Genomic DNA, 13,712 nt, shown 5'->3' with positions numbered 1-13,712 from the left:
TCATGTTCCTGAACTTCCTCGACGAACTCCGCAGCGCCGGCATCCCCGCTAGCCTCAAGGAGCACCTCATCCTGCTCGAGGCGCTCGACGCCGAGGTGATCGAGCGGACGCCCGAGGATTTCTACTACCTCTCCCGCGCGGTATACGTGAAGGACGAGGGGCTGCTCGACAAGTTCGACCAGGTCTTCGCCAAGGTCTTTCGCGGACTCGCCACCAGCTACGGCACGCCCGCCGGTGAAGTGCCCGAGGACTGGCTGAAGGCGGTCGCCGAGAAATTCTTGACCCCCGAGGAGATGGCCGCCATCAAGTCGCTCGGCTCGTGGGACGAGATCATGGAGACTCTCAAGAAACGCCTCGAGGAGCAGAAGGAACGCCACCAGGGCGGCAGCAAATGGGTCGGCACGGGCGGCACGAGCCCGTATGGAAACGGCGGCTACAACCCCGAAGGCGTCCGCATCGGTGGCGAAAGCACGCACAAGCGCGCACTGAAAGTCTGGGACCAGCGCGAGTTCCGCAACCTCGACAACACCAAGGAACTCGGCACCCGCAACATCAAGGTGGCACTCCGCCGCCTGCGCCGCTTCGCGCGCGACGGCGCCGCCGACGAACTCGACATCGACGGCACGATCGCCGGCACCGCACGGCAGGGCTATCTCGACATCGTCATGCGCGCCGAACGCCGCAATGCGGTGAAACTGCTACTGTTCCTCGACGTCGGCGGCTCGATGGACCCGTTCGTCAAGCTCTGCGAGGAACTGTTCTCCGCCGCGACGACCGAGTTCAAGAACCTCGAATTCTTCTACTTCCACAATTGCCCGTACGAAGGCGTGTGGAAGGACAATACGCGGCGCTTCGCCGAGCGTACGCCGATGTGGGACCTGCTCCACAAATACGGCCACGACTACAAGCTGATCTTCGTCGGCGACGCGTCGATGAGCCCGTACGAGATCACCCACCCCGGCGGCTCGGTCGAGCATTTCAACGAGGAGCCGGGCGCGGTCTGGATGCAGCGGTTGACCAACACCTATCCGGCGGCGGCGTGGCTCAACCCGGTGCCCGAGGCGCAATGGGGCTATTCGCAGTCGGTGCGGATCATCCGCGAACTGATGACCGACCGGATGTACCCCCTGAGCCTCGCCGGGCTCGACGACGCGATGCGCGAACTGACGCGGAAACGGTGAGTTTGGCGCGGTAAGCGGCTGACCGTAACGGAACCGTCACGGACGCGGTCGGTTTATCGGGCATCATCCCTTACCGAAGGACAAGCCCTATGTCGTCGATCCCAAACTCCGCCATGCCGCACGCCAAGGTCCATCACGACGACGACCACAAGCCGAAGCCGGACGCGAAGAAGACCGCGGCGACCAGCGACTGGGTCGAGGATGCGACCGACGCGGCCAAGGCTGGCCTCGCGACGGCAACGGATGCGGTGAAGTCGCACCCGAAGACCGCGATTGCGGTTGGCGCGACGGTGATCGCGGGTATTGCAGCGGCGATCGCAGCGCCTGCGTTGCGCGCGAAGGATGCGGCGGAGAAGAAGGCACCGGCAAAGAAGCCCGAGCCGAAGAAGCCGGCCAAGGCGAAGAAGCCGCACTGATACATCAATACGAAAATACGAAAATACGAGAATACGAGGCCGCCGCCCACTCCACCCTGCACCACCCCGGCGAAGGCCGGGGCCCAGTTGGAAAGGTCGCAGTGGTGGGGTGCAGCCTCAGTTAGCAACGTCCCCCAACTGGGCCCCGGCCTCCGCCGGGGTGGAGATGCAACACCGGACGGGCTTGCACTTCCTTGTTCTCCCGCGAAGGCGGGAGCCCAGGCTGGGCTCCCGCCTTCGCGGGAGAACAAGCTTTCTTCTTAAAAAAGGGCAAGCGTCAGGCGAAAAGCACTCAAACCCGATCCACAACTCCACCACTCATCGCCACCGGCACGCCCGTCGTCCCCGGAAAACTAATAGCCAGGCCCTTCAACGTCCGCACCGCCATATACGCGAACCCCTCGGCCTCCAGCGCATCGCCGTTCCACCCGAGCACATCGGTAGGCTCAACCACCAACCCGGTCCGCGCGGCGATCATCGCCAGCATAGTCGGATTATGCCGACCACCCCCCGCAACCAGCAACCGCACCGGCCGAGCCGGCAAATGCCGCATAGCCTCAGCCACGGTAGCGGCCGTAAACGCCGTCAAAGTCGCCGCGCCGTCCGCAGCCGACAACCCCCGAGCCGGCTGGATCGTAAAGTCATTCCGATCCAAAGACTTCGGCGGAGGAGCATCGAAAAACGGATGGTCCAGCATCGCCGTCAACACCGTCTCGTCTACCCGCCCAGACGCCGCCAACGCCCCCCCGGCATCATACCGTGCGCCGGTCTCCGCCTCGACCCAGCTATCGATCAACCCATTCGCCGGCCCGGTATCGAACGCCACCAGCCCATCGCGATCCATCATCTGCGCCCGCTCCGGCGACATCTCGCGCGAATCATGCATGTCGCGCCCGCCAGGAATGAAGGTGATGTTCCCCACCCCGCCAAGATTCAGCACCGCAACCGGTCCCTCCAGCCTCGCCGCCAGCGCCGCATGATACACCGGCAGCAACGGAGCCCCCTGCCCGCCAGCCGCCACATCCGCAGACCGAAAATCCGACACCGTCGTGATCCCGGTCGCCCGAGCGACCGCAGCCCCATCGCCGATCTGCCACGTCCAGCGCCGATCGGGCCGATGCGCGATCGTCTGCCCGTGGAAACCGATCACGTCGACATCCGCCGCCGCAACCCCCGCGTCCGCCAGCAACTTGTGCACCGCAAACACATGCGCGCGCGTAATCAGCTCCCCCGCCGCGACCACCGGCGGACTGGCCCGCGGCTTGTCGAACGTCAGCGCCATCCGCGTAGCTTCCGCCAACTGCGCCCGCGCCGCATCCGAATAAGGCTCGCCACGAAACGCGATCGGCCGCACGAACGCCTCGCCGTCGGTCTCGATCAACGCCGCGTCGATCCCGTCGAGCGACGTCCCCGACATCAGTCCAATCGCCAGCATATCGGTTCCTTCCCGCGCAATCTCCCCACCCATGGCGGATGCATTTTCCACCGCCTAGAAAAAACCGAACTTTGCGCCTATGTGCGCGGGCTTCATGGCAACAACACTCCCCTCCCCGCCGAAGATCGGCATGGTCTCGCTCGGCTGTCCGAAGAACCTCGTCGATAGCGAGCGGATCCTCACGCAGCTCCGCGGCGACGGCTATCAGATGTCGCCCGATTATGCCGGCGCCGACATCGTCCTCGTCAACACTTGCGGCTTCCTCGATTCCGCCAAGGAGGAAAGCCTCGAGGCGATCGGCGAGGCCATCGCCGAGAATGGCCGCGTCATCGTCACCGGCTGCATGGGCAAGGAAGCCGACGCGATCCGCGCGCGCTTCCCGCAGGTCCTCGCGATCACCGGTGCGCACGAATACGAGCAGGTCGTCGGCGCGGTCCACGAGGCTGCCCCGATGCCGCCGTCCGCATTCCTCAACCTGATCCCCGATGCCGGCCTGAAGCTGACCCCGCGCCACTACAGCTATCTGAAGATCTCGGAGGGCTGCAACCATCGCTGCTCGTTCTGCATCATCCCGTCCTTGCGCGGCGACCTCGTCAGCCGCCGCCCCGACGCTATCCTTCGCGAGGCCGAAAAGCTGGTCGAAGCCGGCACCAAGGAACTGCTGGTCATCAGCCAGGACACGTCGGCGTACGGCGTCGACCTCCGCCACGCCAGCTGGCCGGTGAAGACCGGCGGCCCGATGTCCCGCAACGAAGCCCGAGACGTCCGCGCGCACATGACCGACCTGTCGCGCGAACTCGGCAAGATCGCGCCGTGGGTCCGCCTTCACTACGTCTACCCGTATCCGCACGTCGACCACGTCATCCCGCTGATGGCGGAAGGCCTCGTGCTGCCGTATCTCGACATCCCGTTCCAGCACGCGTCGCCATCGGTGCTGCGCCGGATGAAGCGTCCCGGCAACGATGCGAAGGTGCTCCAGCGCATCCACAACTGGCGGACGATCGCACCCGACATCACGATCCGCTCGACCTTCGTCGTCGGTTTCCCCGGCGAGACCGAGGAGGATTTCCAGTATCTGCTAGACTGGCTCGACGAGGCGCAACTCGACCGCGTCGGCGCATTCCGCTTCGAGCCGGTCGAAGGGGCGGCGGCTAACCTGCTGCCCGACCATGTGCCCGAAGAGCTCAAGGAAGAGCGCTACGCCCGCATCATGGAAAAGACCGCGGCAATCTCCGCGGCGAAGTTGCAGGCCAAGATCGGCCGCACGCTCGACGTCATCATCGACGCGGTCGACGAAGAAGGCGCCACCGGCCGCTCACAGGCGGATGCGCCCGAGATCGACGGCGAGGTCTTCCTCCGCGACGCGTGCCACCTGACGGTCGGCGACATCGTCCCAGTCACGATCGAAGACGCTGACGATCACGACCTTTATGGCGTGCCCGTCGCCTAACCCCGCTTACTGTTCTCCCGCGAAAGCGGGAGCCCAGGGTCCGGAGCGATACCGCCCGTAACCCTGGACTCCTGCGTCCGCAGGAGAACCAAAGTCAGACGACGTTGCGACCGGTGAACAGCTTCACCAGAACGACGATGACCGCGATCACCAGCAGGATGTGGATCAGCCCGCCTGCGACATGGAAGGCGAAGCCTGCCAGCCAGAGGATCAGCAGGATGACGGCGATGGTGTACAGCATGGTTGTGTCCCCTAAGACGTAAAAAAGGCTCCCGGTCGGACGATGAAACGTGCGTGTAACACGGCGTGTTCCGTCAACATTTCTGCCCTAGCCTAACTCCTTCAACCGCCACGGAATAAAAATCGTGGGCGTTGCGCGCGCACGCCGGTTCTGCTTCGTTGCGCGCCATGATCCTCCGTCTTCTCGCCGTCGCCGCGCTTCTCCCGGCCCCCGCCATCGCGCAGTCGCTCACCCCCACCGAAACCGCGCAGATCGACACGCTGGTCACCGGCGCGCTCGGCGATACCGGTGTGCCCTCAGCCTCGATCGCCGTAGTCCGCGGCGGCCGGATCGTGTTTGCCAAGGCGTATGGCAAACCGTCCGAGGCGATCGCCGTCGCGGACCCCAAGCTCCCCTACCAGATCGCCTCGATCTCCAAGCAGTTCACCGCCGCCGCGATCCTGCTGCTCGAAGACGAAGGCAAGCTCAGCCTCGACGACACCGTCGCGAAATACATTCCCGGCATCACCGGCGGCGACCGCATCACGATCCGCCAGCTGCTCAGCCACACGTCGGGCCTCCAGGATTACTGGCCGCAGGATTACAGTTTCGCGGCGATGGCAAAGCCCGTCACGCCGCAGCAGATCGTCGATCGCTGGGCCAAGAAGCAGCTCGATTTCCAGCCCGGTACGCAGTGGCAATATTCCAACACGGGCTACGTCGTCGCCGGGCTGATCGTCGAGAAGGTCGCGAAAGAGCCTCTCCTCACCTTCCTCCAGCAACGCATCTTCAAGCCGCTCGACATCCGCGCACTCGACCAGGACAAGGCGATCGGCAAAGCCTACCCGCAAGGCTATGGCCGCTTCGCCCTCGGCCCGGTTCGCCCCGAGACGCCGAGCGCGGACGGCTGGCTCTACGCCGCCGGCGAACTCTCGATGAGCGCCGAAGACCTCGCCAAATGGGACGTCGCGCGCCTCAACCGCACCACGCTCCCTGCCGACGACTGGGCTGCGCAGGAAACGCCGGTCAAACTCGCTGACGGGTCGAGCAACGGCTACGGCCTCGGCGTGTTCACCGGCAGCGCGAACGGCCGCCGCTATGTCGAGCACAGCGGCGAAGCGGTCGGCTTCCTGTCCGAGAACACCGTCTACCCCGACGACAAGGCGGCCATCGTCGTCCTCACCAACAGCTGGTTCAGCGACGCAACGGGCCGGATCGCCGCGGGCGTTGCCAAGATCGTCCTGCCTACCGCACCCGCCAATGCCGAAGACACCGCCGCGCTCGCCCGCGCCCGCACGGTCTACGACCAGCTCCGCACCGGCACGCTCGACCGCAAGGGGCTGACCGAAGACGCCAACTATTACTTCAAGCCCGTCGCGCTCGCCGACTACAAGGCCAGCCTCGGCGTACTCGGCGAGCCCACTGCATTCGCACAAACCGGCAAGACCCGCTTGCGCGGCGGCTTCGTCAACCGCACCTACCGCATCACCTATCCCGACCGCACGCTCTCGCTCAGCACCTATGCCGAACCCGGCGCGAGCGGCCGATACGAACAACTTTTGGTGGCGCCCGCACAATGACCGACTTCGCCTCGATGCTCCAACCCGACCGCAGCCAGCCCGCACGGACGATCCACGTCGTCCACCCCGACGCCTATGAAGGCTGGCTCGCGAAACAGTCGCAGCGCGTCCGCACGACGATCGCCGCGCACCGCCTGACCGGCAAGCCCGGCGACCGCGCGGTGCTGCCCGGCGAGACCGCGGAAGATTGGTCGATGCTCCTGGTCTGCAACGAAGCCGTGACGTCGCGGTGGCGGATCGCCTCGCTCGGCGCGTCGTTACCCGCGGGCACCTATCGTCTCGCCGAAGGCCCGGTCGGCGCGGCCGGGCTCGGCTGGATGCTCGCCCAGCACCAGTTCACGCGGTACGTGAAGCCCGACGCAACCGGCCCGCGCGTGCTCCTGACCACCGACGCCGCGCATATCGACGAGACAATCCGCCTCGCCGAAGCCACCGCGCTCGTCCGCGACCTCGTCAACACCGGCGCCTCCGACATGGGCCCCGCCGACCTGGAAGCCGCTGCCGAGACGCTCGCCAAACGCCACGGCGGGACCGTCACCACCACGCGCGGCGATGCGCTCGCGACCGGCTACCCGATGATCCACGCGGTCGGCCAAGCCGCGAGCAAGGACCGCGCGCCACGGCTGATCGAACTCGAATGGGGCGACCCGTCGCACCCCCGCATCGCACTGGTCGGCAAGGGCGTCACCTTCGACACCGGCGGGCTCGACATCAAGCCGTCGGCCGGCATGCGACTGATGAAGAAGGACATGGGCGGCGCGGCGCATGCCCTGGCGCTCGCGAGCCTGGTGATGGCCGCCAAACTCCCGGTCCGCCTCCACCTCCTGATTCCCGCGGTCGAGAACTCCATCGCCGGCAACGCCTTCCGCCCCGGCGACGTGCTGGCCACGCGCAAGGGCCTGACGGTCGAGAACACAAACACCGACGCGGAAGGTCGCCTCGTGCTCGGCGACGCGCTGACCAAGGCGGGCGAGAGCAACCCGGAGCTGATCCTCGACTTCGCAACGCTCACTGGCGCAGCGCGTGTCGCGCTCGGCCCGGACCTTCCGCCGATGTTCACCGACGACGAATCGCTCGCGGCGGACCTGCTCGCGTCGGGGCTGGAACAGAACGACCAGATGTGGCGGCTGCCGCTCTGGAACGGCTATGACGAGATGCTCAAGTCCGACATTGCCGACATGGTCAACGCCCCCGATGGCGGGTTCGCGGGCGCGATCACCGCCGCGCTGTTTCTCCGGCGGTTCGTGCCGAAGACCGCGGCGTGGGCGCATCTTGACGTGTTCGCATGGCGGCCGTCCGCCAAGCCGGGGCGGCCTAAGGGCGGCGAGGCTTACGCCCTTCGCGCGACGTTCGCGATGTTGGCGAAGCGGTACGGCGCCTAGCCGTTCCCCCGCGGAGGCGGGGGTCCAGGGTCACGGACGTCAGCCTGTGAGATCCTGGGCCCCCGCCTCCGCGGGGGAACAAGCTGGTGCTTAGAACAGCGCAAGCGAAGACGACGTCAACTCGTCGCGAATTGCCCGAACGGAAGCAACTTGTCCGCCAGAGCCTTCGTCGCATTCGCATCGCCAGCCCGCAACGGCACCAGCACCGCCACCGCAGCCTTGCGCACATATCCGTCGATCGCAGTCGGCGTCGGCGCCTTGCTCGCCGTCTCGACCAAAGCCCGTCCCCGAGCATCGTTCGGATCCAGCTCCAGCCGCAACAACCCGGCAAGCCCTGCAAACATCGCGCGATTGCCACCCAGCGCCACCGACTTGTCCAAAGCCTCGAACCCGGTCGCCTTCTGCGCCCCCGCGACCGCACGCCCGACGAACCGCCCGAGCTTCGCGATCACCCCGACATGCCACGCGCCAAGCGCCGCCTGCGCCTCCGCATTGCGCGGATAGCGGACGACCAGCGCCTCATATTGCCTCCGCGCGGCGATCGCCTCGCTCCGGTTGCCGAGCAGCTTGGCGCGATACCCTTTCGCCATCGCCTGCATGATCGCGGCCTCGGCATCGTTGGGCGAGCGGCTCAGCGCCTGCCCCGCCGCCGCCGCCGCCCGGTCGATCCGCGCCAGCGCGACATTACGATCGCGGTCGACGAACCCGGCCTGCGTCAGCAACTCGCGCGGCGTCTCCGCGCGCGCAGCGATCGGACACAGGACGGCGCTCGCGATCAGCGAGGCACTCACGCAACCGGGAAACCACCTGGCCATATCAACCCTCGCACCGAAGTTGTCCGATCAAAGTCCCGGCCCGAAACTTGGCCGTCGAATCGTTTCACGGACCATAAGACCGCCATGTTTATCGAGACTTAACACGCTCTACCCGAGATCCGGATCATAAACGTCCAGATCAGGATCAAGATCGACCGGACCGCCCGTCACAACCCCGCCGCTGCCTCGATGATCGGCACGAACTTCTCCGCGGTCAGGCTAGCGCCACCGACCAGCGCCCCGTCGACATTCGGCGTATCGAGAATCGACGCTGCATTCGCCCCCGTCACCGACCCGCCGTACAGGATTCGCACCCCGGCCGCCGCATCGCCGATCAGCATCCGCAGTTTCGCACGCGCAATCGCGTGGATCGCCGCGATTTCGTCCAGCGTCGGCGTGCGACCCGTCCCGATCGCCCAGCGCGGCTCATAGGCCAGCGTGAACCAGCTTCCGTCCGCATTGTCCGGCACCGACTTCTCGATCTGCGCCTGCACGACACGTTCTGCACGGTCCGCATCGCGTTCCGCCTCGGTCTCGCCGCAGCACAGGATCACGTTCAGCCCCTGCCGCCGCGCCGCCGCCGCCTTCGCCCAGGCGTCATGGCTGGTCTCGTGCTGGTCCGCGCGACGCTCGGAATGGCCGACGATCGTGAAGCGCGCGCCGACTTCCTTGACCATCGACGCCGACACGCACCCGGTATGCGCGCCCGAATCCGCCTCGTGCACATCCTCAGCGCCGATCGCCAACCCCGGTACGCGCTGCGACGCCGCGTCGATCAGCGTGAACGGCACCGCCACCGCGACATCGACGCCCGGCGCGGCGGCCGCTGCCGCAGCGATCGTATCGAGCTCGGCCAGCGCCGCGCGCGACCCGTTCATCTTCCAGTTTCCGGCTACAAGCTTACGCCGCATCGTCATCTCCCGAGTGTTTTGCCCAGCGATAGCGCCGCACCCGCCCCGCACAACCCCGCACAACCCCAAGCAACGTTGCGCGCCCGACTTGAAGAGCCGCCCTCGCCCCCGTAAAGCAACCGCGTTCCTATCCCTGTCGATCGGCTGTCCATGCTCGCTTTCTTCCGCCGCCTTACCCATTCGAAGGTCGGCGTGATCATCACGTTCCTGGTACTCGGCGTGATCGCGCTCGCGTTCGCGGCGGGTGACGTCACCGGGCTCAGCTCGATGACCGGCGGTGCCGGGATCACCGGCGGCGACGTCGCCAAGGTCGGCAAGGCGGACGTCACCGCGAACCAGCTGAAGACGCAGGCGCAGACCGAGATGGAGGGCTTCCGCCAGCAGCAGCCGACGCTCGACATGGCGACCTTCGTCAACCAGGGCGGCTTCGACGGCACGCTCGACCGGATCATCTCCAGCATGGCGCTCGAGCAGTTCGGCCGCGCACAGGGCATGGTCGTCAGCAAGCGCGCGATCGACGGCCAGATCGCCAGCATCCCCGCGCTGCAGGGCCCGACCGGCAAGTTCGACGAGAATCTCTACCGCCAGGTGCTCGCCCAGCGGAAGCTGACCGACGCGCAGATCCGCAGCGATATCGAGCGTGACACGTTCGCGCAGCAGCTGACGCTGCCCTCGAACGGCGCGACCCAGGTCGCCAGCCAGCTCGCGCTTCCCTACGCGTCGCTGCTGCTCGAAAAGCGCACCGGCACGATCGGCTTCATTCCTGCCGCCGTCGTCCCCGCAGGCCCCGCGCCGAGCGATGCGGACCTCAACACCTTCTATCAGCGCAACATCGCGCGCTACACCGTCCCCGAGCGCCGCGTCGTCCGCTACGCGATGATCACGCCCGAAGCCGTCAAGGCACAGGCCGTCCCGACCGACGCCGAGATCGCCAAGACCTATCAGCAGGACAGCGCACGCTACGCCGCGACCGAAAAACGTGACATCACGCAGGTCGTCGTCGCCGACCAGGCCGGTGCCGCCGCGATCGCCGCCAAGGTGAAAGGTGGCGCCAGCCTCGCCGACGCCGCTCGCGGTGCCGGTCTCGAAGCCTCGACCCAGACCGGTGTCGAGAAGGCCGCCTATGCCGGAACGACGTCCGCGCAGGTCGCCGATGCCGTCTTCGCGGCCGCCAGCGGCGCGGTGATCGGCCCGGTCCGCACGCCACTCGGCTGGACCGTCGCCAAGGTCGACAAGATCGAAAAGGTCGCGGCGCGTTCGCTCGATCAGGTCCGTGGCGAAATAGCCGCCGCGCTCGGTATCCAGAAGTCGGCCGAGGCGCTCTCGTCGATCCACGACAAGATCGACGACTCGCTGTCGAAGAACGCGACGTTCGACGAAGTCATCGCCGACCAGAAGCTCGCGGCCGTCACCACGCCCGCGCTGATCGCCAGCGGCATCAACCCCGACGATCCCGCCAGCAAGCCCGACCCTGCGCTTACGCCGCTCGTCGCCGCAGCGTTCCAGGCTGCCGATGGCGACGGCCCGCAGCTGGTCCAGGTCGGCACCGATGGCGGCTTCGCAGTCGTCGCGCTCGGTCGTGTCGTCCATTCCGCCCCGCGTCCGCTGGCACAGGTTCGCGCCGCGGTGCTCAAGGACGTGACCGCCGATCGCGCGCGCCAAGCCGCGCGTCGCGTCGCCGGCGAAGTGCTTGCGCGCATCAACAAGGGCATGCCGATCCAGCAGTCGCTCGCGCAGACCAAGCTGCCGATGCCGCCCGCGCGCACGCTGACCGCCGCCCGTGCGCAACTCGCCGCCGATCCGCGCGGCGCCCCGCCCGCGCTCGCGCTGATGTTCAGCATGGCGCCTAACACCGCCAAGACGCTCGCCGCACCGGACGACAGCGGCTGGTTCGTCATCAAGCTCGACAACGTCCAGAGCGGCAACGCGACCGGCAACGACGCGGCGATCAAGGCGGCGCGTGGCAACATCGCCCGCTCGGTCGGTCGCGAATATGTCGAGCAGTTCGCCAAGGCGGTCCGCGCCGATGTCGGCGTGAAGACCAACCCGTCCGCACTCGCGCGCGTCCGTTCCGACCTGCTCGGCCAGGGCGGCTCGGGCAACTGATCGCATGACCAGCGCGCGTGAAGCCTTGGCCGAAGGGCGTCCCGCGCTCGTCTGGCGTCGTCAGGTTGCCGATACCGAGACGCCGGTCGCCGCCGCGCTGAAGCTGATCGAGCCCGGGCGCGGCGACTTCCTGCTCGAGTCGGTCGAGGGCGGCGAGACCCGCGGCCGCCACAGCCTGATCGGCCTCGCGCCCGACCTGCTGTTCCGCGCGCACGGCCACCGCGCGGAGATCAACCGCCACTGGGCAACCGATCGCGAGACGTTCGCGCCGTGCCCGATGCCCACGCTCGATGCGTTGCGCGCACTGGTCGCCGAATGTCGTGCGGAAGTTCCCGCCGAACTGCCCCGCGCGCTAGCCTGCCTCGTCGGCTATTTCGGCTACGAGACGATCGGGCTGGTCGAGACCCTGCCACAGCCGCCGGTCGATCCGCTCGGCCTGCCCGACATGATCTTCGTACGGCCGACCGTCATCCTGGTGTTCGATCGTCTGACCGACGCGCTCTACCTCGTCGCGCCGGCCTGGCCCGATCCCGCACGCGATGCCGACTCGATCGTGACCGAAGCCGAAGAGCGCCTCGACGCGGTCGCCGCCAAGCTCGCCAGCACCCCCGTCCCCGCGCCGATCCGTGCCGACGTCGCCGAACCGACCTACACGCCAGCGCTCCCCGAAGGCCGCTACCGCAAGATGGTCGCCACCGCGAAGGACTACATCCTCGCCGGCGACATCTTCCAGGTCGTGCTCGCGCAGCGCTTCAGCACGCCGTTCGCGCTGCCGCCGTTCGAGCTCTACCGCTCGCTACGCCGCATCAATCCGTCGCCGTTCCTGTACCACCTCGACCTCCCCGGCTTCGCGCTGATCGGCTCGAGCCCTGAAATCCTCGTCCGCGTCCGCGACGACGAAGTCACGATCCGCCCGATCGCCGGCACGCGCCCACGCGGCAAGACCGCCGCCGAGGACGAAGCGAACCGCATCAGCCTGCTCGCTGACCCCAAGGAGCGCGCGGAGCATCTGATGCTCCTCGATCTCGGCCGCAACGACGTCGGCCGTGCTGCGTCGCCGGGTTCGGTGAAGGTGACAGCCAGCTACGGCGTGGAATTCTACAGCCACGTCATGCACATCGTCTCGAACGTCGTCGGCACGCTGTCCCCCGACAAGGACGCGCTCGACGCGCTGTTCGCCGGCTTCCCAGCCGGCACGGTCAGCGGCGCGCCCAAAGTCCGCGCCTGCCAAATCATCGCCGAACTCGAACCCGAACGCCGCGGCGCGTATGCGGGCGGAGTCGGCTATTTCTCGCCCGACGGCTCGATGGACTCGTGCATCGTGCTGCGGACCGCGGTGGTGAAGGACGGCACGATCAATGTCCAGGCCGGTGCGGGAATCGTCGCGGACAGTATTCCCGAATACGAACAACGCGAATGCGAAGCCAAGGCCGGCGCGATTCTCGCCGCTGCGCGCGAGGCTGTCGGTCGAGCGAAAGCTCCAGGCTTCGGTCAGTAGATCACAGCCCATTATCACCACCCCGGCGAAGGCCGGGGCCCAGTTGGAAAGGCCGTAGTAACTAAGCGCAGCGATCCGTTGGCGCCGCCCTTTACTGGGCCCCGGCCTTCGCCGGGGGGGTGTAAATCTCAAATATCTCTTACGGGAAAGCTTACGGCGTAGTCGTGGTCTCGCTAGCCGGCGCACGGCGCTCCTGGGCATAGGCATTGTTCCGCGCCAGGAAGCAGCCCGACTGGCCACCAGTCCCTACCGCCGAGCATGTATCCGGCAACCCGCCGGCAACACGCCCGAGCTGATCCATCGACGCCGCACGATTGACCCAGCTCTGGTTCTGCGCCGCGATCGGCTTGTCGTCGCGCAACTGCTTCGGAATGCGATACGGCTGGTCGAGCGTCGAACACACCACGACTTCACCCGCGGTCGACTTCGGGCACGCCTGGTCCCCGGTCAGCGTCACGCTGCGAATGCGCTGCGGCGGCGTGTCGACCTGCGCCTCCTGCGCGTACGCCATGGCGGGGAATGCGATCAGTGCGGCGAGGACGGCGGTACGAAACATGGATCAGGCTCCTTTGAGCGAATAACGTCCGTCATGCAGCATTGCTCCGCACTGAATGATAGTCGCCTACCCAGGCTATATAGTAACCACCAACGCCGTTCGCGACCTTGCCGAGGACAATTAGCGCCGAACCGTCCCGGCCGAGCGCTGTTGCACCGCGCC

The 13,712-nt window shown here is 67.0% G+C and carries 12 protein-coding genes; 7 read left to right on the top strand and 5 right to left on the bottom strand.

Annotated elements, in window-relative coordinates:
• Positions 1-2: 2 nt before the first annotated feature.
• Entirely contained in the window at positions 3-1,181 is a 1,179-nt protein-coding gene (locus J4O76_RS11620; protein ID WP_353442901.1) for a vWA domain-containing protein, read from the top strand.
• 89 nt (positions 1,182-1,270) lie between these two features.
• Complete coding sequence (locus tag J4O76_RS11615; RefSeq protein WP_136190376.1) at positions 1,271-1,597, top strand: hypothetical protein; 327 nt, start codon at positions 1,271-1,273, stop codon at positions 1,595-1,597.
• 292 nt (positions 1,598-1,889) lie between these two features.
• On the opposite strand, the gene J4O76_RS11610 is transcribed toward J4O76_RS11615, so the two are convergent.
• Positions 1,890-3,032, bottom strand: coding sequence for an anhydro-N-acetylmuramic acid kinase (locus J4O76_RS11610; RefSeq protein WP_426281968.1), 1,143 nt, complete (start codon positions 3,030-3,032; stop codon positions 1,890-1,892).
• Positions 3,033-3,126: 94 nt separating this feature from the next.
• Here J4O76_RS11610 and rimO point away from each other — a divergent pair, with 94 nt between their 5' ends.
• Positions 3,127-4,482, top strand: coding sequence for a 30S ribosomal protein S12 methylthiotransferase RimO (rimO, locus tag J4O76_RS11605; protein WP_426281966.1), 1,356 nt, complete (start codon positions 3,127-3,129; stop codon positions 4,480-4,482).
• 94 nt (positions 4,483-4,576) lie between these two features.
• On the opposite strand, the gene J4O76_RS11600 is transcribed toward rimO, so the two are convergent.
• Positions 4,577-4,723, bottom strand: a complete 147-nt coding sequence (locus J4O76_RS11600; RefSeq protein ID WP_107954842.1) for a lmo0937 family membrane protein — start codon at positions 4,721-4,723, stop codon at positions 4,577-4,579.
• Between the two features lie 167 nt (positions 4,724-4,890).
• Between J4O76_RS11600 and J4O76_RS11595 the strand changes: the two genes are divergently transcribed.
• Together J4O76_RS11595 and J4O76_RS11590 are read left to right on the top strand one after the other, a co-directional pair.
• Positions 4,891-6,282, top strand: coding sequence for a serine hydrolase domain-containing protein (locus tag J4O76_RS11595; protein WP_426281964.1), 1,392 nt, complete (start codon positions 4,891-4,893; stop codon positions 6,280-6,282).
• On the top strand, positions 6,279-7,664 hold the full coding sequence (locus J4O76_RS11590) for a leucyl aminopeptidase family protein (RefSeq protein WP_426281962.1): 1,386 nt from the start codon (positions 6,279-6,281) through the stop codon (positions 7,662-7,664). Before J4O76_RS11595 ends, J4O76_RS11590 begins: the two co-directional genes overlap by 4 nt.
• Positions 7,665-7,780: 116 nt before the next feature.
• On the opposite strand, the gene J4O76_RS11585 is transcribed toward J4O76_RS11590, so the two are convergent.
• Both J4O76_RS11585 and tpiA read right to left on the bottom strand, forming a co-directional pair.
• A complete protein-coding gene (locus tag J4O76_RS11585) occupies positions 7,781-8,479 on the bottom strand; it encodes a hypothetical protein (RefSeq protein ID WP_426281961.1) in 699 nt (232 codons plus the stop codon).
• A 167-nt stretch (positions 8,480-8,646) separates the two neighbouring features.
• Positions 8,647-9,390, bottom strand: a complete 744-nt coding sequence (tpiA, locus tag J4O76_RS11580) for a triose-phosphate isomerase (RefSeq protein WP_426281960.1) — start codon at positions 9,388-9,390, stop codon at positions 8,647-8,649.
• A gap of 150 nt (positions 9,391-9,540) precedes the next feature.
• Here tpiA and J4O76_RS11575 point away from each other — a divergent pair, with 150 nt between their 5' ends.
• Positions 9,541-11,496: a SurA N-terminal domain-containing protein gene (locus tag J4O76_RS11575; protein WP_426281959.1), complete on the top strand. Its 1,956-nt coding sequence runs from the start codon at positions 9,541-9,543 to the stop codon at positions 11,494-11,496.
• 4 nt (positions 11,497-11,500) lie between these two features.
• Positions 11,501-12,994, top strand: coding sequence for an anthranilate synthase component I (trpE, locus tag J4O76_RS11570; RefSeq protein WP_426281957.1), 1,494 nt, complete (start codon positions 11,501-11,503; stop codon positions 12,992-12,994).
• A 151-nt stretch (positions 12,995-13,145) separates the two neighbouring features.
• On the opposite strand, the gene J4O76_RS11565 is transcribed toward trpE, so the two are convergent.
• Entirely contained in the window at positions 13,146-13,550 is a 405-nt protein-coding gene (locus J4O76_RS11565) for a hypothetical protein (protein WP_426281956.1), read from the bottom strand.
• Between the last annotated feature and the right edge of the window lie 162 nt (positions 13,551-13,712).

This window comes from Sphingomonas sp. NFX23 (assembly GCF_049887795.1).
Classification (GTDB): domain Bacteria; phylum Pseudomonadota; class Alphaproteobacteria; order Sphingomonadales; family Sphingomonadaceae; genus Sphingomonas.
The sequence above is the reverse complement of the archived record's forward strand: the minus strand, read 5'-3'. Positions and strand labels throughout refer to the sequence as shown.